The 18,854-nt window shown below is 71.1% G+C and carries 15 protein-coding genes; 13 read left to right on the top strand and 2 right to left on the bottom strand.

Annotated elements, in window-relative coordinates; all coding sequences use genetic code 11:
• Positions 1–131: 131 nt before the first annotated feature.
• Positions 132–1,349, bottom strand: coding sequence for a uroporphyrinogen-III synthase (locus GXP74_RS03025; protein WP_225447683.1), 1,218 nt, complete (start codon positions 1,347–1,349; stop codon positions 132–134).
• A 309-nt stretch (positions 1,350–1,658) separates the two neighbouring features.
• Between GXP74_RS03025 and nirB the strand changes: the two genes are divergently transcribed.
• The 5 genes from nirB to GXP74_RS03000 all read left to right on the top strand — a co-directional run bounded on the left by nirB (position 1,659) and on the right by GXP74_RS03000 (position 8,574).
• Positions 1,659–4,214 carry a nitrite reductase large subunit NirB gene (gene nirB, locus GXP74_RS03020; RefSeq protein WP_304940931.1) on the top strand — a complete coding sequence of 852 codons (2,556 nt, stop codon included), beginning with the start codon at positions 1,659–1,661 and terminating at the stop codon, positions 4,212–4,214.
• Positions 4,211–4,639 (top strand): nitrite reductase small subunit NirD, encoded by a 429-nt coding sequence (nirD, locus tag GXP74_RS03015; protein WP_182449856.1) that lies wholly within the window; start codon positions 4,211–4,213, stop codon positions 4,637–4,639. Before nirB ends, nirD begins: the two co-directional genes overlap by 4 nt.
• Positions 4,640–4,823: 184 nt before the next feature.
• On the top strand, positions 4,824–6,203 hold the full coding sequence (locus GXP74_RS03010) for a NarK/NasA family nitrate transporter (protein WP_182449855.1): 1,380 nt from the start codon (positions 4,824–4,826) through the stop codon (positions 6,201–6,203).
• Between the two features lie 43 nt (positions 6,204–6,246).
• Positions 6,247–6,951, top strand: coding sequence for a sirohydrochlorin chelatase (locus tag GXP74_RS03005; RefSeq protein ID WP_182449854.1), 705 nt, complete (start codon positions 6,247–6,249; stop codon positions 6,949–6,951).
• A gap of 693 nt (positions 6,952–7,644) precedes the next feature.
• Positions 7,645–8,574 (top strand): DUF5655 domain-containing protein, encoded by a 930-nt coding sequence (locus GXP74_RS03000; RefSeq protein ID WP_370468529.1) that lies wholly within the window; start codon positions 7,645–7,647, stop codon positions 8,572–8,574.
• Positions 8,575–8,670: 96 nt separating this feature from the next.
• Here the strand turns inward: GXP74_RS03000 and GXP74_RS02995 are convergent, their stop codons facing one another.
• Positions 8,671–9,417 (bottom strand): site-specific DNA-methyltransferase, encoded by a 747-nt coding sequence (locus tag GXP74_RS02995; RefSeq protein ID WP_182449852.1) that lies wholly within the window; start codon positions 9,415–9,417, stop codon positions 8,671–8,673.
• 578 nt (positions 9,418–9,995) lie between these two features.
• On the opposite strand from GXP74_RS02995, the gene GXP74_RS02990 reads away from it, so the two are divergent.
• The 8 genes from GXP74_RS02990 (at position 9,996) to GXP74_RS40035 (ending at position 18,778) form a co-directional block, all read left to right on the top strand.
• Positions 9,996–11,156, top strand: a complete 1,161-nt coding sequence (locus GXP74_RS02990) for a C40 family peptidase (RefSeq protein ID WP_182449851.1) — start codon at positions 9,996–9,998, stop codon at positions 11,154–11,156.
• Between the two features lie 85 nt (positions 11,157–11,241).
• The gene (locus GXP74_RS02985) at positions 11,242–11,550 is read left to right on the top strand and encodes a DUF6112 family protein (RefSeq protein WP_182449850.1); all 309 of its coding nucleotides are present in this window, start codon (positions 11,242–11,244) and stop codon (positions 11,548–11,550) included.
• A gap of 2 nt (positions 11,551–11,552) precedes the next feature.
• Positions 11,553–12,269: a hypothetical protein gene (locus tag GXP74_RS02980; protein ID WP_182449849.1), complete on the top strand. Its 717-nt coding sequence runs from the start codon at positions 11,553–11,555 to the stop codon at positions 12,267–12,269.
• 27 nt (positions 12,270–12,296) lie between these two features.
• On the top strand, positions 12,297–13,712 hold the full coding sequence (locus GXP74_RS02975; protein WP_182449848.1) for an ATP-binding protein: 1,416 nt from the start codon (positions 12,297–12,299) through the stop codon (positions 13,710–13,712).
• Positions 13,713–13,865: 153 nt separating this feature from the next.
• Positions 13,866–15,338 (top strand): SCO6880 family protein, encoded by a 1,473-nt coding sequence (locus GXP74_RS02970; protein WP_182449847.1) that lies wholly within the window; start codon positions 13,866–13,868, stop codon positions 15,336–15,338.
• 34 nt (positions 15,339–15,372) lie between these two features.
• Positions 15,373–15,825, top strand: coding sequence for a DUF6238 family protein (locus GXP74_RS02965; protein WP_182449846.1), 453 nt, complete (start codon positions 15,373–15,375; stop codon positions 15,823–15,825).
• 27 nt (positions 15,826–15,852) lie between these two features.
• On the top strand, positions 15,853–17,358 hold the full coding sequence (locus tag GXP74_RS02960; RefSeq protein ID WP_182449845.1) for an ATP-binding protein: 1,506 nt from the start codon (positions 15,853–15,855) through the stop codon (positions 17,356–17,358).
• Between the two features lie 340 nt (positions 17,359–17,698).
• Complete coding sequence (locus tag GXP74_RS40035; protein ID WP_225447682.1) at positions 17,699–18,778, top strand: hypothetical protein; 1,080 nt, start codon at positions 17,699–17,701, stop codon at positions 18,776–18,778.
• The last annotated feature ends 76 nt before the right edge of the window (positions 18,779–18,854 follow it).

The following is an 18,854-nucleotide window of genomic DNA, read 5'->3' as shown; positions in this document are numbered from 1 at the left end:
CCCTAGGAACCGTCCGTTGCGCCGGGGTCACGTGAGCCGGTCGCCGGTGGTTACGTCCGGCTCACCGGACCGCCATCGGCGCGTGATCCGCCCGGCGGCCGTTCCTGCCGGGACGTGTCGGCCGGGTGGGGTCAGGGCGTGGCGGCCAGGCGGTAGCCGCGTTTGAGCACGGTGCGGACCAGACCGGCGTGCGGACCCAGCACTGTCCGCAGGCGGGCTATCGCGGCTTCCACCGCGTGTTCGTCGGCGCTGCTGCCGACCCAGACGCGTTGCAGCAGTTCGGCCCGGCTGAGCACATGTCCGGGCCGGTCGGACAGAGCCCGCAGCAGCGCGCTCTGGGTGGGGGACAGCCACAGGCACTCCCCGGCGACCAGGAGAGCGTTCCCCTGGAGCACCAACCGGGTTTCGCCCAGGCGCAGTTCCCGGTTCCCGGTCGGCAATGTCTCGACGATGGTGCGCACCAGTGAGCCGAGCCTGCCGCGGTCGGGGCAGGTGGGCACGATGCCGTGCTCCTCCAGCGGCCTGGCGCAGACCGGGCCGACACAGACCGGCAGCACGCCGCCGCCCGTCGCGCCGGCCCGCAGCGCGGTCACCACCTCGGCGTGCAGGTCCAGCGTCCGGGCGGCGTCGAGGAAGCCGGTGATGGCCGGGGCGCTGGTGAAGGCGATGGCCTGGACCTCCCGGCGCACGGTCTGCTCGACCAGGCGCCGCACCGCGGCCGGGTCCTCGGGCGGTCCCCAGCGGTAGACCGGCACCACGATCACCTCCGCGCCGCGTTCACGAAGCGCGGCGGCGAACCCGTCCAGCGGTGCGCCGTGCTCCTGTACGGCGATCCGCCGGTCGCGCAGGTTTCGGGCGAGCAGCCAGGTGAGCAGTTCTTCGTTGGCCTCGCTGAGTGGTGAGAAGGTCTCGCCCAGGCCGCTGGCCCGCACCGCCCCGGTCGCCTTGGGTCCGCGGCTGACCACCACGGCGTCCCGGCAGACGTCGGCCAGGCGTCGTCCCAGGCCCCAGCCGTCGGCGGCACTCATCCAGCCGCGCCAGCCCACCCCGGTGGTGGCCACCACGTAGTCCAGCGGGGCCACCAGGCAGCGCTCGGTGGCCCGGCGCAGCGCGCTGTCGTCGTCGAGCGGCACGATCCGCACCGTCGGCGCCTCCACCACCCGCGCGCCGCGGCGTTTGAGCAGCGCGGAGAGCTCGTCGCGGCGGCGCGCAGCGGTCACCCCGACCGTGAACCCTGCCAGCGGACCCGTGAGCGACCCCACCGGCGGAGCCGCCGACGGATCGGCGGCCGGAGCCGCCGGGCCGGGGCGCGCGGGCGGGCCGGTGTCGGACATGCGACCAGTTGCCATGAGCTGAAGGCTCCGGCAGCGGCGTTTCACCCCGGTTGCGTGGTGGTCACGGCGTCGTTAGCGCACGGCCGCCAGGAGTACGGGAGATGTCGTCCGGGTCACCCTCAGTGGGACTTCGAGTGAGACACCCGTACCGCGGTGGCAACACGGGCGACCCGGACCGGAAACCCGCCCCCTCGACGCTCAGGGCATGGCTCGTACTCCCGCCCCGCCCAGGACCCGCCCGGCCGCGCCCGAACCCCGGTCCCTGCCGACCATCGAAGGAGCCCGTCCGTGACACCTCAGCAGCTGGTCCTGGTCGGCCACGGCATGGTCGGCCAACGCTTCCTGGAATCGCTGGTCGAGCACAGCCCGGCCACCCCGTGGCGGATCACCGTCCTGGCCGAGGAACCACGTCCCGCCTACGACCGGGTGCACCTGACCTCCTGGTTCTCCGGCACCACCGCCGAGCAGCTCACGCTGTGCCCGCCCGAGTTCCTGGACCGGCTCCGCAGCGCTGGGCACAGCATCGAGCTGTGCCTGGGCGACCCGGCGGTCACCGTCGACCGCGCCGCCCGCACCGTCACCGCCCGCTCCGGCCGCACCCTCGCCTACGACGCCCTGGTCCTGGCCACCGGCTCCTACCCGTTCGTCCCGCCCATCCCCGGGCACGACGCACCGGGCTGCCACGTGTACCGCACCATCGAGGACCTGGAGGCCATCCGCGACCACGCCACCGACGCCAGTGTCGGCGTGGTCGTCGGCGGCGGACTGCTCGGCCTGGAGGCCGCAGGCGCGCTGCGGACACTGGGCCTGCGGACCCATGTGGTGGAGTTCGCCACCCGGCTGATGGCCCTGCAGATCGACCACGGCGGCGGCGAGGTGCTGCGCCGCAAAATCGAGCAACTGGACGTCACTGTTCACACTGGAGCCGCGACGCAGCGCGTCGACACCGACGCGGACGGCCATGTCCGCACCATGACGCTCTCCGACGGCACCGTCCTGGGCGTCGACCTGGTGATCTTCTCCGCCGGGATCCGCCCCCGCGACCAGCTCGCCCGCGACTGCGGCCTGCCGGTCGGCGAACGCGGCGGCATCATCGTCGATGAGCAGTGCCGTACCGCTGACCCGCGGATCTGGGCGATCGGTGAGTGCGCGTTGGCTGCGGACGGCCGGGTCTACGGCCTGGTCGCCCCCGGCTACGCGATGGCCACAGCCGCCGCCCGCCACCTGGCCGGCGGTCCCGGCAGTTTCACCGGCGCGGACACCTCCACCAAACTCAAGCTGCTGGGCGTGGACGTTGCCAGCTTCGGCGACGCCCACGGCGCAGCCGAGGGCGCGGTGGACGTGGTCTACAGCAGCAGCCGCACGGGGGTCTACCGCAAGCTGGTGATCGACCCGCAGGGCCGACTGCTCGGCGGGGTCCTGGTCGGCGACACCGAGTCGTACGCCACCCTGCGGCCACTGGCCGTCAGCGGAGCACCCCTGCCTGCCTCGCCCGAACAACTCGTGCTGCCCGCCGGACTCGGCGTGCCCGTGGGCCCGCTGACCCTGCCCGACGACGCCGTGGTCTGCTCCTGCCACAACGTCGACAAGGGCACCATCGCAGCCGCCGTCCGCGACGGAGGCTGCGACACCCTGCCGCAGGTCAAGAAGTGCACCAAGGCCGGTACCGACTGCGGCAGCTGCATCAAGCTGGTTGAGGGCATCCTCAAGGAGGAACTGGAGGCATCCGGGGCCGAGGTCGCCCGCGGCCTGTGCGAGCACTTCGCCCACACCCGCGCCGAGCTCTACGAGATCGTCCGGGTCAAGGGCATCAACAGCTTCTCGCGGCTACTGGAGGAGCACGGCACCGGCGAGGGCTGCGAGATCTGCAAGCCCGCGGCCGCCTCCATCCTGGCCAGCCTGGACCACGGCCACATCCTGGACGGCGAACAGGCCGCGCTGCAGGACACCAACGACCACCACCTCGCCAACCTCCAGCGCAACGGCTCCTACTCGGTCGTACCCCGCATCCCCGGCGGCGAGATCACCCCCGCCGGCCTGATCACCATCGGCGAGATCGCCCGCGACTTCGGCCTCTACACCAAGATCACCGGCGGCCAGCGGATCGACCTCTTCGGAGCCCGAGTCGACCAGCTCCCCCTGATCTGGCGACGCCTGGTCGACGCCGGGTTCGAATCGGGCCATGCCTACGGAAAAGCCCTACGCACCGTCAAATCCTGCGTCGGCCAGACCTGGTGCCGCTACGGCGTCCAGGACTCCGTCGCACTCGCCATCGAACTCGAACTGCGCTACCGGGGCCTGCGCGCCCCACACAAGATCAAGTCCGCGGTCTCCGGCTGCGCACGGGAATGCGCGGAAGCACAGAGCAAGGACTTCGGCGTCATCGCCACCGCCGAGGGCTGGAACCTCTACCTCGGCGGCAACGGCGGCATGACCCCGCGCCACGCCGACCTGTTCGCCAAGGACCTGGACCACGACACCCTGATCCGCACCATCGACCGCTACCTGATGTTCTACATCCGCACCGCCGACCGACTGGAGCGCACCGCCCCCTGGCTGGACCGCCTCGAAGGCGGCCTGGACCACCTACGCGCCGTCCTGCTCGACGACTCACTCGGCATCTGCGCCGACCTCGACGACCTGATGGCCCGCCACGTCGCCACCTACCAGGACGAATGGGCCGCCACCCTGGCCGACCCGGAGCGAATGCGCCGCTTCGTCTCCTTCACCAACGCCCCCGGCACCCCCGACCCCACCGTGCGCTTCGTCCCCGAGCGCGACCAGATCCGCCCCGCCCGCCCCGACGAGGACGGCCGCACCCTGCCGGCGGCGCCCGCGCCCCTGATCGCCGGCCCTTCCCTGGAGGTACGCACCCGATGACGCTGACACTCACCGAACAGCCCACCGTTCAGCAGCCCGTCGACCAGTCCACCCACCAGCCCTCCCACCAGCAGTCGCTGACCTCCCAGGTCGAGATCCACGACGGCAGGAACTGGACCCCGGTGTGCGCTCTGGCCGATCTGACGCCCGGACGCGGCACAGCCCTGCTGGTCGACGGACAACAGGTCGCAGCCTTCCGCGACCGCGCAGGACAGCTCTACGCCCTGGACAACCGCGACCCCTTCAGCGGCGCCTACGTCCTGGCCCGTGGCCTGCTCGGCACCCGCGGCCAGGTGCCGGTCCTGATCTCCCCGATGTACAAGCAGGCATTCGACCTGCGCGACGGCACCTGCCTGGACGAGGACACCGCACCAGACGGCAACAGCAGCCACCTGCGGACCTGGCCGATCCGACTGCAACCCTGAACCCCGATGCCACCTCAGCCCGGCTCCCGACACCATCCGGCCGCTGCTCTCACACGGGTCGGCGGCCGGTGTGCGTGAGCCGTAGCGCTGCGGTGTTCGCGCGAAGCAGACCGTGAAACCTCTGCTCCCTAGGGTCGGGGACCAGTCAGCAGCCGCCGCAACCCTCCGCCGAAGGCAGGCAACCATGAGCGCGACAGTCCATGACCCGCACACCGCCACCACCAAGGCCCCGCCCCGGCTCCGGTCCCGCCGGATCGCCGAATGGCACCCCGAGGAACCGCAGTTCTGGGAGCACACAGGCGCTGCGGTGGCCCGGCGCAATCTGCTCTTCTCCGTACTGTCCGAACACATCGGATTCTCCGTCTGGAGCCTGTGGTCGGTCCTGGTGCTCTTCCTGGGACCCCAGTACCACATCGACACAGCCGGGAAGTTCGTCCTCACCGCCGTCCCCACAGCCGCAGGATCGCTGCTGCGGCTGCCCTACACCACCGCTGTGGCCCGCTTCGGCGGACGCAACTGGACCATCGCCAGCGCATTGCTGCTGCTGATCCCCACAGTGCTGGCCGGCACCCTGCTGAGGCCCGGCATCTCCTACACCGCCCTGCTGGCGCTGGCCGCCGTGGCCGGAGTCGGCGGCGGCAACTTCGCCTCCTCCATGGCGAACATCAACGCCTTCTACCCACAACGCCTCAAGGGCTGGGCACTGGGCATCAACGCGGGCGGCGGCAACATCGGCGTCGCAGCCGTGCAACTCGTCGGCCTGCTAATCCTGGCCACCGCGGGCGCCACCCACCCGCGACTGCTGCCCCTGGTCTACGTGCCACTGATCGTCCTGGTGACGCTCGGCGCCGCCCTTCGGATGGACAACCTCGACGCCCCCGGAGACCGGCGGCACGCTCTGCGCGACATCTGCCGTGAACCGCACACCTGGGTGATGTCCGCGCTGTACATCGGTACCTTCGGCTCCTTCATCGGCTTCGGCTTCGCCTTCGGCCAGGTCCTGCAGGTGCAGTTCCACGCCCAGTTCGACACCCCCCTCAAGGCGGCCTACCTGACCTTCCTCGGCCCGCTCCTTGGCTCACTGGTACGCCCGATCGGCGGCAGGATGGCCGACCGCTGGGGCGGACCCCGGGTGACCTGCTGGAACTTCGCCGCGATGGCCCTGGGCGCGGGCACGGTCCTGATCGCCTCCGGGCAGCACTCGCTGCCGTTGTTCCTGACCGGCTTCATCGCCCTGTTCGTGTTCAGCGGGATCGGCAACGGCTCCACCTACAAGATGATCCCAGCCGTCTTCCAAACCAAAGCCCGTGCCGCGGTGCTGGCCGGCGTAGGCCAGGCCGAGGCCGAGCAGGCCTCCCAACGCCAGGCCACCTCACTGATCGGCGTCGCCGGAGCGATCGGCGCCTTCGGCGGCGTCCTGGTCAACCTCGCCATCCGCCAGTCCTTCCTCAACGCCCACAACGGCAACGCCGCCTACCTGGCCTTCCTCGGCTACTACGGTCTGTGCCTCTCCCTGACCTGGGGCGTCTACCTGCGCGGGCGTGGCCCGGCCGCGCAGAAGTGACCCGCCACGCCCACCGCACACCGCCCATGGGAGGACCTGCCTCATGCCGTCGCCGATCACCGTGGTCCTCGCTGTTCACGGAACCCGCAACCCAGCAGGGACCGCGGTGGCGCAGGACCTGGCCTTCGCCCTCGCCGACCAGCTCGGATTGCCAGTGCACCCCGCCTACGCGGATGTCCACGGCCCCACCGTCGCTGACGTGCTCAGGAGCACACCGGCCGACCGTACCCCGGTCCTGGTGCCGGCCTTCCTGTCCAGCGGCCATCACGTCCACACCGACATCCCGGCCCAGATCCTGGGCTCCGGCCGCACCGACACGGTGGTCACCCCGCCACCGGGCCCGGCTTCGACTCTCCTTACCGCGTTGACGGACCGGCTCGCCGAGGCCGGTGCGGGGCCCGGCGACTCTGTCGTCCTGGGGGCGGCCGGCTCCCGCGACCCAGCCGCCCGAGCGGAGGTCGCCGCACTGGCCCAGACCTTGGGGCGCCGCCTCGGCACGGCAGTGTCCGTAGGCTGGGCGGCGTCCGCGCGACCCACCGTCGCCGAGGCGGTCGCGGACGCCCGCTCCCGGGGAGCGCGGCGGGTATCGGTCGCCACCTGGCTGTTGGCTCCCGGCCTTTTCGCTGACCGGATCAACGACTGCGGCGCGGACGCCGCCGCACGTCCGCTGGGAACCCACCCGGCCCTGGTCCAAGCGCTCGCCCAGCGGGTAGAGGCGGCCACCAGAACCTGCCTGACGGGTGCGTGACGAGCATGCCTGTCAGCGGCGTCAGGTTGGCTTCCGGCACGATGGGCGTTGACCCCCAGGATCCGTCCGAGGCTCGCCAGCGATATGACCAGCGCGCGCCCACCCCAGGGCGAAGGCCGGTACCTCTCCCTCCGATTCCGGCATGCCATCGCCCGCCCCACGGTGTCGCTGAACCGCCGCATGTCAGGCGGACCCCCGGCACCCTCAGCGGCATCCCCGCCGCGCCCATCACCCTCGCCGAAGCCCTCACTCCCTTCGCTGCCGCACCCTCGGCGCTACCACCAACTGTTCGCTACCCTTGCAGCGGTCGCGAATCCGAGAATCAGCAGCGAAAGCCTCCCGATCCCCTTGGAGCTCGTAACAAGAATTCGTGGAGGCTGACCTTGATCTTTCCTGCGATCGGCCGGGCCGCGATGTAGACGTCGGAAACGGTGCCGTTCGCGAACACGGTCCACGAGGCAGAGCTTCGACCGTCAGATCCGACTGCCTGAAACCGCAGCTGCCCACCGGCCTTCGGCGATTAGGACACACGCCTTCTTTTCAAACGACCGCAGATTGAGGCGGCCCGTCGACGTCTTGGTCGCCCGATCGTAGTCGCTGCGGGGAATCGGGCACCGAGAAGCGGAATACCTTCCGTTCGTTCGCGATTGGGTCTCGTGTAGTGATCGCGGGAGGGGGACGCTGGTGACCGACATGATGCTGTTCCGGCAGGACGCCCATGGCCGGGACGTCGAGCTTCGCGGCTCGACCGTAGCGCTGGAGGTAGAACTCCAGCGTCGGGTCGAGGCAGGGATGGAGTCGATGCTCGGCATCCGCTTCCTGGCCTCGGAGTACCCAACGGGACCATGGCACCGGGGGCGGATCGACACGCTCGGGCTCGACGAGAACGGCACACCGGTGATCGTCGAGTACAAGAAGGGCTCCGACAGCGGGGTCATGTCGCAGGCTGTCTCCTACCTGTCGTGGCTGGACTCGGCTCATCACGAGTTCGAGGCCCTGGTGAAGGAGAAGCTGGGTGCCGAGGCGGCCGAGGCGATCGACTGGCGGAACCCGCGGATGGTCTGCATCGCGGCCAGCTTCTCGCACCACGATCGGGTCGCGGTGAACCGCCTGCCCGAGCGGATCGACCTGGTTCGCTACAGCGTCTTCGACGGCGGGCTGCTGGGCCTGATGCTGATCGAGTCCGTATCCGGCTTTGCCCGCCCCGCTCTCGCTCGGCGTCAGCGACGGGGTCTGGAGGAGACGGCGGGTGCCGGCGCACGGGACGAGAAGACGTCGGTCCGGACTGCTCCGATCGAGGTTCCGCCCTGCCTGCGCGACCTGTACGGCGAGTTGGACGAGGCCCTGACCGCGTGGGGCGAGGTCGAGGTGGCCCCGCTCATGCACTACATCGCCTATCGGCGGATGGTGAACCTCGCCTCGGTGATCTTCCGTCCCAAGCACGAGGTGATCGTGGTCTATCTCAGACTCGACCCCGACACGGTCGAGCTGGAGGAGGGCTTCTCCCGTGACATGCGCGGCATCGGCCACCTCGGGACGGGCGACCTGGAGGTGCGTATCTCCTCGGCTGCGACGTTGGAGAAGGCGGGACCGCTGATCCGGCGGGCGTTCGAGGCGGCCTGACGCAAGCGGAAGGGCGGCTGGTGCATCGGTTTCTCGATGCTCCAGCCGCCCTTTTGCGTCTGCGGTCCATCGGCCCCGGCCTGGTCGGTCTCATGCTCACGCCTCCGGTCCGGCCAGGACGAAGTCATCCTGCGTCAGCTCTGCCTGGAGTCGTTGCTCGGCGACGGCGGCGTAGTGCGAGGACAGCTCGACCCCCACGAACTTCCGGCCCTCGCGCAGGGCGGCGACGCCCGTGGAGCCGCTGCCGGTGAAGGGGTCGAGCACGGTGCCGCCCTCGGGGCAGATCTGTACGAGCTGCTGCATGATCTCGACCGGCTTCTGGGTGATGTGCACGCGGTCCTTGCGGGGCTGGGAGGCGATGAAGTGGCCCGGCAGGTACAGCTCCCGGTCCTTAGTCAGGCTGCCCTTGACGCCCCAGGTGATGAACTCCGCCGACTGCTTGAAGCCGCCCTTGCGGGGCCGGCTGGCGGGCTTGATCCACGGGATCGTGCCGCTCCAGGTCCAGCCCGCCATCTGCAATGCGTCGGACGTCGTCGGCTCCTGGCGCCAGTCCGAGAAGACGAGGGCGACCGCGTGCTCGGTCGATGCCCGGTACGCCTCGGTGAGCAGGGCGGTCAGCCAGCTGCGGTACGAGCGCTGGTCGCGGTTCTCGCCAGGGAAGTTCTGCAGGTCGTGCGCGGATCCGCTGGTGACGTACTTGGCGCGGGCGGTGCGGCCGGTGCGGTCCGAGCTGGTGCGTCCGCCGGAGTTGTACGGGGGGTCGGTGATGACGGCGTTGACGCTCTCGTCAGGGAGGGTCTTGAGCACGGTGAGGGCGTCGCCTCGGTGCAGTGTGTAGCTCATGTGCGGGGCCTCTTTCAGGGCACGGCGGGACTGGGTCCGCTTCGGACGGCACTCAACAGCGGCTGTTCGGAGCGGGGTTGCGTCGGACGTTAGCCGTGATTTCCGGCCGGACCTAACCGGCCGTGTCGCGCGCCGGGCTCCGGTTCGGCAGCCGTTTGGTGCGGCCGGAATCCCGGTCTACTGTCTCGCCATGTCACCGGGACGGAGCCCAACTCCACCCCTGCTGACCTGTGCTGATCCGTGCCGCCTCGTCCAAGAGGGGGCAAGGAGGGCACCTTGCCCCCTCGTTCCCGAAGCCGTTTGGAGACCCGGTGTACCGCCTGAGATTACGAGCGCGGCTGGCTGCCGCGCTTGACCCGAGACCGGTGTCCGGGAGCTACCAACTCCCCTGACGCGGGCCCGCCCTGAGAGGCGGATTCACATCGGCGCGGTGCCGACGGCTTTGCACGAGAGGTCGGCACCGCGCCTCCTACGAACCCCCGAGGAGACGCTGCGATGCAGCACGTCCTGATACACCTACGCCCTGCCCCGACGCCATCGCCTGCCCAGGCCGTCTGCCGCTGCGAACGGCGACAGCGATGAAGAAGACCGTCGGTGCCGTGGTCGGTCTGGCTGCCACCGGCCCGCTGCTGCTGGCCGCCCCGATTCTGTTCGCCTCGTCCGGGATCGCTGCTGCCGCCTGCACGTCGGGTAGTCCACAGGCTGTGGATACCGCAGCCGTGGCCGCCCAGGTGCAGTCGATCCTGGCGGGCCGAGGCAAGGGAACCGTATCGGTGCCCGGCCTGGACGACCCGACGGAGCAGGTCCCGAATGCCGAGACCATCACCGCCACCGGCATCGCCATGCACGTCCCCGCCCGGGGTCAGGTGGTGGCGCTGGCAACCGCCCTGCAGGAGAGCGGGCTTCGCAACCTGGACTCCGGGGACCGTGACAGCCTGGGGTTGTTCCAGCAGCGGCCCTCGCAGGGGTGGGGGACGGCCGAGCAGATCATGCAACCGGTCTACGCCAGTACGCGGTTCTACCAGGCACTTTTGCAGGTCTCGGGGTGGCAGTCCATGACCGTCACCCAGGCGGCCCAAGCGGTCCAGAAGTCGGGTTACCCGGGTGCCTACGCCAAGTGGGAACCGCTGGCGACTGCTCTGCAGCAGGCCATCGCCCCGCTGCTGTCGCCCGGTGCCGGCGCGACGCCGAGCCCCGCTGCATCCGGTTCACCCGCCCCGTCAACCGGCGCATCGCCGACGGATGGCACAGGAGGGTGCTCAGCAGACGGTGATGGCTCCGGGTTCGGGCCGATCCCTCCCGGCAGCGTCCCGGACGGCTACACCATCCCCACCAGCGCGCCGCCGCAGATCCAGACGGCGATCCGGTGGGCAATGGGCCAACTCGGCACGCAGTACCAGTGGGGCGGGTCCTGCACGGACCCGCACGGGGCGGACCCGATGGGCCGGTGCGACTGCTCGTCCCTGGTGCAACAGGCTTACCGGGCCGCCGGGGTGAGCCTGACCCGCACCACCTTCACCCAGGTCGACCAGGGGACGGCGGTTCCCCTGAACGCCTTGCAGCCTGGTGACCTGGTCTTCACCGCCGGCTCGGACGGGACCGCCGCCAATCCCGGCCACGTCGGTATCTACATGGGCTCCGGCTTGATCATCAACGCGCCGCACACGGGTGCCGTGGTCTCGATCGACACCCTGGCCTCCTGGAAGTCCCAGCTTGTCGCGGCCCGCCGAGTCGTCTGACCGGCGCTCCCCACTCCTCTCCCTCCCATCCCCGCTATGCCCCCGGGCTCGCTTTTGCGACCCCATAATCGAACTGGAGTTCTCAATGTCTCTCGCCAAGCAGGCAGTTCAGCTCGCCTACAACCCCGGCATCACCCCGTCCGACGGCGGGCTTCCCGGCCTGGCGGTCCTCAAGGAGGTGATGGGCAGCATCAACCTCTTCGCGATCATCCTCGTGGTCGGGGCACTCGCGGTCAGCGCAGGCGTGTGGGCCTGGGGCCACCACTCCGGCGGCCACCAGGCCGAGGCCAACGGCAAGAAGGGCGTCCTGGTCGCCGCCGGCGCGGCCCTGCTGCTCGGTGCGGCCAACGGCGTGGTCGAGTTCTTCTCGGCACTGGGGACGCAGGTCCACTGATCATGCAGAACCGTTCCCTCGCCTCTGCGTCCCGCAGCGGCAACCCCGGTGGCGCATCCCGCGTGCGCCACCGGGCGCTGCTCGGCACCGCTGTCCTGGCCATCCTGCTGGCTGTCGCCGGCCTGGCCGCCTACCTCACCCGCGCCCCCCACGCTGCAGTCAAGGCTCCCAGCCCGCAGTCGAGTTCGCCCGCACCGTCTCCCTCCGCCGCAGCATCGTCTCCTCCTTCGGCTTCGCCCTCGTCCCGGGGCGAGGGCTCGTTGCCCGTACCGCCTTCGACCGGTGACCCGGTCGCCTACGCGAAGGCGGCGGCAGCGGCGCTGTGGTCCTACGACACCCGGGCCTACACCCAGCCGCAGTTGCTGACCGCGCTCGGGCGCTGGCTCACCCCTCAGTCCCAGTACGCCGACGCCGCCTCGGTGGACACCCTGGTTCCCTCGGTCCAGGTGTGGCGCGAGATGGCCCAGCAGGGCCAGTTCGCCACCGCCACGGTCTCCGGGGCGTACTTCCCGCAGTCCTTCACCCAGGCCCTGCAGGCGGACCCCGGCGCGATCACCAACGCCTACGTCTACGCCGTGACCGTGACCGGCAACCAGACCATCGCCTGGAACGGCGCGCCCAAGGGCGGCGAGCAGGGCATGTCGATGACCCTGGCCGTCCAGTGCCGGCCCTCCCATTCCTGCGCGCTGGCCGGAGTCCTTCCGGCCGTCGCGCCCTGACCACCGCTCCAGAAAGGAGGCCCCCTCATGGGAGTCTGCGACCTCCCCCTGATGAACAGTGTCTGCGACGCTGTCGACTTCGCCAACAATCCGGCCGGAGCGGTCACCAACGGGATCGGCGCGTGGATCGCCGAGTCGATGGGCGACCTCGCGTCCAGCGGCGCCGACCTGGCTGCCAAGGCCGTCAACGCCACCACAACCATCGACCTGAACGCCGCCTGGTTCCGGAGCAACTACGAGTTGATCCTGCCCATCGGCCTGGTCCTGACCGTGGGCACGTTCTGCCTCCAGCTCATCCTCGCTGCCTGGCGTCGCGATGAGCGCGCCCTGGCGCAGGCGGCGGTGGGCACGATGACCGGCGTGCTGTTCTCGTTCTGCGCGGTCAGCTTCACGGCCGTGGCGGTGACCGTGGTGGACGCGCTGTCAAACGGCTTGTTCCAGGCCGCGAACACCTCAGTCGGCGATGCCGTGCGCCGGATCGTCAAGGTCAGCGAGCTGGGGCCAATGTTCCAACTCGGCTGGGCCATACCGGCGCTGGTGGCCCTGGGCTGCGCGATCGGCGCGTTCATGTACTGGGGCGTGATGGTCGCCCGCAAGGTCGGCGTGCTCGTCCTGGTCACCCTGGCGATCTTCGCCGGAGCCGGGGGCGGCTGGGAGGTCGCCAAGCGCTGGCGCCGGGGCTGGATCGAGGCCACCGCCACCCTGGTCGTCAGCAAGCTGCTGATGACGATCGTGTTCCTGCTCGGCGTCTCGGCCATGGGGCAGAGCGACTCCAAGGACGGCATGTCCGCGCTCTCCGACGCGCTGGCGGGCCTGACCATCATGGTGTTGATCTTGTTGTGCCCTTACGCGACCTACAAGTTCGTCCACTGGGCGACCGAGGGTGGCAGCCAGGACGACCTGCACCGTACCGGTGTGGCCGGGGTGGCGGTCGCCACCGGGGCTGCGAAGACCGCGGGGAGCCTGGCGATGCAGGCGGGGTCGGGCTCGCCCGCGCCCCAGGGGCCGAGCAAGGTCCCGGGCATGGGTGCCGACGGGGTTGCCTCCGGCATCGACCCCTCCGGAGGCCGGCTCAGCAAGGAGGGGATCGACCCCGGTCCCGAGCGCCCGCAGACCAGCTTCCGCTTCGGGGAGGACCCGAACGCCTCGGGCGACAAGGGAAGGGCCCTGATCCAGCGACCGGGCATCCCGGCGCTCATCACCCGGCGCGGCAGCAACTCCGAAGGGAGTGCTCCTGGGAGCGACGGCGGTTCCGCCCAGGCCGCCAGCGTGTCGGCTCCCGGCAACAACATGGCCGACGCCGGTTCCACGCCGCCTGCCACACCCGCCCCGGCAGGCAGCGGCCCTGCCGCACCTCCGCCGCCGACCACCGGCCCGTCGGCGACCGGCTCTGCGCCTGCGACGAGGTGGGTGTTCCCCCACCAGCCGCCATCGGGGTCCTGACCCACCACCACCGGGGCGGGCTGCCTCCCGAGGTCGGCAGCCCGCCCCCCTTCCACCATGCCACTGACCAGCCGAAACGGAGTCCTGCGATGAGCTCCAGAAGAGCGCCGCGCGCCCCGCCCCCCTCGCCCGCTCCCACACTCTGGAACCACCATGTCCGACCAGCCCCAGGCCGAAGCCACTCCGGCCACCGTCAAGTTCCCCCACCGCAGCAAGCGCGGCATCCTGCTCGGCCTGACCGCCCCGCAGCTGATCGCCACAAGCCTCACCGGCCTGCTCCTGCTCGCCGTGATCCTCACCCGCGGCGTGGCCGGCGCGCTCGAACTCATCCCGCTGTGGGCCGCCATCGCCCTGTTCGTCTTCGTCCGCTACCGGGGCCGGGCCCTGGCCGACTGGGCCCCGATCGTCACCCGGTACGTCCTGCGCCGGATGCGGGGCCAGCTGGTCTGGCTGGTGCGGCCCTCCCGCCGCCCGGTCCGCGAGGGCCTGCTCCACCTGCCCGGCACCGCAGCCAGCCTGCGCGTGGTCACCGCCCCCGACCGCCGGTACGGCGCCGTCCACAACCCCCACACCGGCACACTGACCGCCGTCGTCAAGGTCTCCTCCCGCGCCTACGCGCTGCTGGACCCGGGCACCCAGAACGCCAACGTCCACGGCTGGGGACGCGCTCTGGCGGCGCTCGCCCGCACCGGCCACGTCGCCCGCGTCCAGGTGGTCGAGCGCACCGTCCCCGACTCCGGCGACGCCCTTCGCCGGTACTGGGAGGAGCACGGGCAGCCCGACGCCCCGGTGGCAGGCGCGATCTACAGCGAGCTGATCGCCAGCGCGGGCCCGGCTGCGGCTCCCCACGAGGCGTACGTCGCGGTGTCGCTGGACGCGAAGGCCGCGCGACGCCTGATCAACCAGGCCGGCGGCGGGCTCACCGGAGCCTTCAGCGTCCTGGCGCAGCTGACCTCGACGTTCGACCAGGCCGCGCGGACGGCCGGGCTCAACCCCACCGGCTGGCTCACCGCCCACGAGATCGCGGCCGTCGTTCGCACGGCCTACGACCCCAAGGCCCTGGCCGGCCTCGACCGCTGGTCCTCCTCGGGGCGGCCCGAGTCGGAGCCTGCCGCTGCCGGCCCGGTCGTGGTCGTCGAGAAGTCGGACCACATCGCGACCGACTCCGCCGTCCACTGCACGTACTGGGTCGAGAACTGGCCCAGGACCGAGACGTCGGCGGGTTTCCTGCACCAGCTCCTGTTCACCGCCGGGGTCCGCCGCACGCTGTCGCTCTCCTACGAGCCGAAGGGGCTGGACGCGGCCCTGCGCGACGTCCAGCGCAAGAAGGCCAGCGTGATCGCCGATGCCGCCGAGCGGGCCCGGCGCGGCCAGGTCGACTCCGAGGCGGACTCGGTCGAGTACCAGGACATCAAGTCCCGCGAGCGCCAGCTCATCGCGGGCCACGCGGACGTCGCGCTGACCGGACTGCTGACCGTCTCGGCCGACTCCGAGGAGGAACTGCGGTCCGCCTGCGCGGTCGTGGAGACCGCAGCCGTCGGCGCCCAGCTCGACCTTCGGCCGCTCACCTGGCAGCAGGCCGAGGCGTTCACCGCCGCCGCCATGCCGCTCGCCCTCGCCGCCTGATCCCGGCCCTCCCCCCTTCCGAAAGAGCACCCCCATGTCCCGCACCGCCAGCCCGACCGCGCAGGACTTCGTGCCCTTCGCCACCGCCGCACTCGATTTCCACCGCGCGCTCAACATCCCCGGCGGCCCGCTGGTCACCACCCGCGCCGAGCTGGACGCCCTGCACGCCCACCTCGTCTCGCTGCACGGCCTGCTCGACGCCCATACCGCCCGCACCGGACAGCTCATCCCGATCGAGGGCGACCAGCTCCGCGCCGCCCGCACCCGGATCTGGCAGGCCGCCGACCACCTCCACGCCGCCTACCACGCGGCACCCCGGCCCGACTCCGGCGAAGTCCCCGAACGCGAGGCGTGCCAGGCCGGCCTGCCCGAGGGCGCACCCGAGCTGACCATCTGCCAGCGCCACCAGCGGGCCGCCCACCTGGTACGCCGCCGCACCACCCCGACCGACCTGCACACCCCGTTCACCGGCCTCGTCCGCCGCTGACCTCGCCTTCCATCCGGAGAAACGTTCATGCCCCGCACCCGCGCCAGCGCCTCCCCCCTGTTCGTCCCCCGCAAGGCATCACGCGCCCAGCAGCGTTCCGCCCGCACCGACTTCGCCCAGGCCCGCCGCCAGGCACGCCTCGCTGGGGCCCCGCCCAAGCGCCGCGACCAGGACACCCTCGACCCGGAGCTACGGCCGACCTACCCGCCGTCGGGACGCCCCGGCCCCTCCTCGGCGCGCGGCGGCAAGCTCAGCCTGCCCGCCCACCGGATGACCACCGCCACCGTGTCCGGGGCCTATCCCTTCCTCGCCGAGGGCGGCCTGGGTGCGGAGGGTATCTTCGTCGGCCGCGACGTCCACGCCGAGGCGGCGTTCTGCTTCGACCCGTTCACGCTGTACAGCAGCGGGCGGATCGAGGGCTTCACCAATCCGAACGCCGTCCTGGCCGGGATCATCGGCATGGGCAAGTCCGCGCTGGCCAAGTCCATCGCCACCAGGTCGATCGCCCACGGCTACCGGGTCTACGTCCCCTGCGATCCCAAGGGAGAGTGGACAGCCGTCGCGCAGGCCCTCGGCGGCTACAGCATCGCGCTGGGACCGGGGCTCCCGGGCAGGCTGAACCCCCTGGACGCTCCGGCCCGACCCGCCTCGGTCAGCGAGGACGACTGGTCGACCGAAGTCCGCAAGCGCCGCCTCCTGCTCCTGGCGGCCCTGGCCCGCACCGTGCTCAAGCGCGACCTGTTGCCGATGGAGCACACCGCGCTGGACCTCGCGCTCGACCAGGTCGTGGCCGAGGCTCAGGCCGGCGGTACGGTGCCGCTGCTCGGCGAGATCGCCCACACCCTCGGCTCGCCCGAGCGCCTCGACCGCGCCCTCGGCGACCAGGGCGGCCACATGGGGCCCGCCGCCCAGGACCTCGCGCACGCCCTGCGCCGTCTGGTGCACGGCGACTTGAGCGGCATGTTCGACGCCCCCAGCTCCGTCACATTCGACCCGACCACACCGATGCTCTCCATCGACCTGTCCCGCCTCGGCGGCTCGGGCGACGACACCGCCCTGGTCCTCGCGATGACCTGCGCCAGCGCCTGGATGGAGTCCGCCCTCGCCGACCCGGACGGCGGCCGACGCTGGGTGATCTACGACGAGGCATGGCGCCTGATGCGGCACGTCGGCCTCCTGGAGCGCATGCAGAGCCAGTGGAAGCTCTCGCGCGGCTTGGGGATCGCCAACCTGATGGTCATCCACCGCCTGTCCGACCTGCTCAGCGCGGGTGACGCCGGCTCGCGCGGCCGGGTGCTGGCCGAGGGCCTGCTGGCCGACTGCTCCACCCGCATCATCTACCGCCAGGAACCCGACCAACTCGCCGCCGCCGCCTCGCTGCTCGGCTTGACCGGAGTCGAGACCCAGGCCGTTTCGGCGCTCACCAAGGGCCGGGGGCTGTGGAAGGTCGCGGGGCGGTCCTTCATCACGCAGCACATCCTCCACCCCGCCGAGCGCGAACTGTTCGACACCGATGCCCGCATGGCCGCCTAGGCCCAAATCCCTTTACTAAAAGGCGAGTTGACCGATGAGCTATCCCACTCCAGCCTACTCCGAGAATGAAGGAGTTCGCCGCTCTCCCGCGTACCTCGACCACTCCGAGCTGAACGCCACCGACATCGAAACGTTTGAGACCCTGCTCGCACGCTACAAACAGAGCAGCCTCTCCACCGCCCGCCCGGCGGACGACAACCACCTCCGTCATCGCGGCTGGGACTTGATCATTGTCTCCCAGCACACGGACGCGGACGGGCAGTCGGCCTCCACTGGCGGTGTCTTCCGGCATTCCTCCGACCCTGCCGGTCCAGAAGCAGGAAGCGGCCCGTACGTCCGCATGGAGTTCGACCCTGCGGGTCGAGCGCTGCCGACCGTCCGCCAGGAGGTACCGCGCGGATGGTCGGCCACATCCGACCTGCACGCATTCGCCTCCTCGGTGCCGGGCCTGCTGCCCGGGTGGACCGCGCGGGTCCACCAGGTCAGCGACCAGACCAGGCTGCGCGAACAGGTCTGGGACCTGGGCCTGCTGGACGCCGCGTTCGAGCAGTACGTGATGCACGAGGTGGCCATCCTCACCGGGCCCGACCATGCCCGACTCGTGGCTGTGCCCCGCCCCGGCGTCACCGACCAGTTCCTCGTCGGCGCCCTGCACCCGTCGTCGCTCCCGACCGATCTGCACTACCTCGACAACACGCCACCACCGACGGCCATCGCCGTCGGCCTCTCCCCGGAACAGGCCGTAGCCCACGTGCGGCAGCAGTTCCTCCCCCGCTACGAACAGGCCGTGCGGCGAGCACGCGTCCAGGCCCTGCGAGCAGCAGCCGAGGGCATCGAACAGGCGTCGGACGCCTGGGACGCGGTGTCGGACTCCTTCTGCGACTTGGAGGGATGGCCGGTCGATGAGGAGGGCTACTCGGACGGCAAGGTGGCCCGGGACGCCGCAGCGTGGGAGCACGTCGAGACGTTCCTTGACCACGGCCCCGAGGTGCTGGCCGAGGTCCGGGCCGCCGCGACCGGTGCCGACTACGTCGAGGGGCTGGTCAGCGACGACCTGCTGCGGCTGCGCGCACTCGACGACACCCTGCAACGCGCCGACCGGATCCGCCATGAGTGGAACGAGGTCATGGCGCTGATGGACATCTCACTGCCCGGCTCGCGGGCGCTCTACGCGAGCCAGGCACAGGAGATCCGCAACTCCGAGGTCTGGCACTACGCCTCCGACCTGACCTTCCAAGGCCCAGCGCTCGTCCGCGCGGCCGAGTACCTGGCCGACCGCATCGTCGCCGAGCAGCCTGCACCGACCGGCCGTGTCCAGGCGGCCCTGGCCCGATCAGCCTCCAGCAACCCCGGGGCACCAGCCGTTCCGCCCCCGGCCCCGGCACCGCCGCATCCGCCGACACCTCGTCGCCCGCGCTGACGCCATTAGCACCGACTTCCGGCGAGGCCAAACCGGCGGATCCCCGGATCCTCATGGAACACCGCCCCCGCAGTCT

Source organism: Streptacidiphilus sp. P02-A3a (assembly GCF_014084105.1).
Classification (GTDB): Bacteria; Actinomycetota; Actinomycetes; order Streptomycetales; family Streptomycetaceae; genus Streptacidiphilus.
This window is presented reverse-complemented; position numbering and strand designations above follow the sequence as displayed.

Coding starts and splice junctions, on each gene's coding strand:
- GXP74_RS03025 (WP_225447683.1), bottom strand. CDS start 1,349: ATGGCAACTGGTCGCATGTCCGACACCGGCCCGCCCGCGCGCCCCGGC.
- nirB (WP_304940931.1), top strand. CDS start 1,659: ATGGTCGGCCAACGCTTCCTGGAATCGCTGGTCGAGCACAGCCCGGCC.
- nirD (WP_182449856.1), top strand. CDS start 4,211: ATGACGCTGACACTCACCGAACAGCCCACCGTTCAGCAGCCCGTCGAC.
- GXP74_RS03010 (WP_182449855.1), top strand. CDS start 4,824: ATGAGCGCGACAGTCCATGACCCGCACACCGCCACCACCAAGGCCCCG.
- GXP74_RS03005 (WP_182449854.1), top strand. CDS start 6,247: ATGCCGTCGCCGATCACCGTGGTCCTCGCTGTTCACGGAACCCGCAAC.
- GXP74_RS03000 (WP_370468529.1), top strand. CDS start 7,645: ATGATGCTGTTCCGGCAGGACGCCCATGGCCGGGACGTCGAGCTTCGC.
- GXP74_RS02995 (WP_182449852.1), bottom strand. CDS start 9,417: ATGAGCTACACACTGCACCGAGGCGACGCCCTCACCGTGCTCAAGACC.
- GXP74_RS02990 (WP_182449851.1), top strand. CDS start 9,996: ATGAAGAAGACCGTCGGTGCCGTGGTCGGTCTGGCTGCCACCGGCCCG.
- GXP74_RS02985 (WP_182449850.1), top strand. CDS start 11,242: ATGTCTCTCGCCAAGCAGGCAGTTCAGCTCGCCTACAACCCCGGCATC.
- GXP74_RS02980 (WP_182449849.1), top strand. CDS start 11,553: ATGCAGAACCGTTCCCTCGCCTCTGCGTCCCGCAGCGGCAACCCCGGT.
- GXP74_RS02975 (WP_182449848.1), top strand. CDS start 12,297: ATGGGAGTCTGCGACCTCCCCCTGATGAACAGTGTCTGCGACGCTGTC.
- GXP74_RS02970 (WP_182449847.1), top strand. CDS start 13,866: ATGTCCGACCAGCCCCAGGCCGAAGCCACTCCGGCCACCGTCAAGTTC.
- GXP74_RS02965 (WP_182449846.1), top strand. CDS start 15,373: ATGTCCCGCACCGCCAGCCCGACCGCGCAGGACTTCGTGCCCTTCGCC.
- GXP74_RS02960 (WP_182449845.1), top strand. CDS start 15,853: ATGCCCCGCACCCGCGCCAGCGCCTCCCCCCTGTTCGTCCCCCGCAAG.
- GXP74_RS40035 (WP_225447682.1), top strand. CDS start 17,699: ATGGAGTTCGACCCTGCGGGTCGAGCGCTGCCGACCGTCCGCCAGGAG.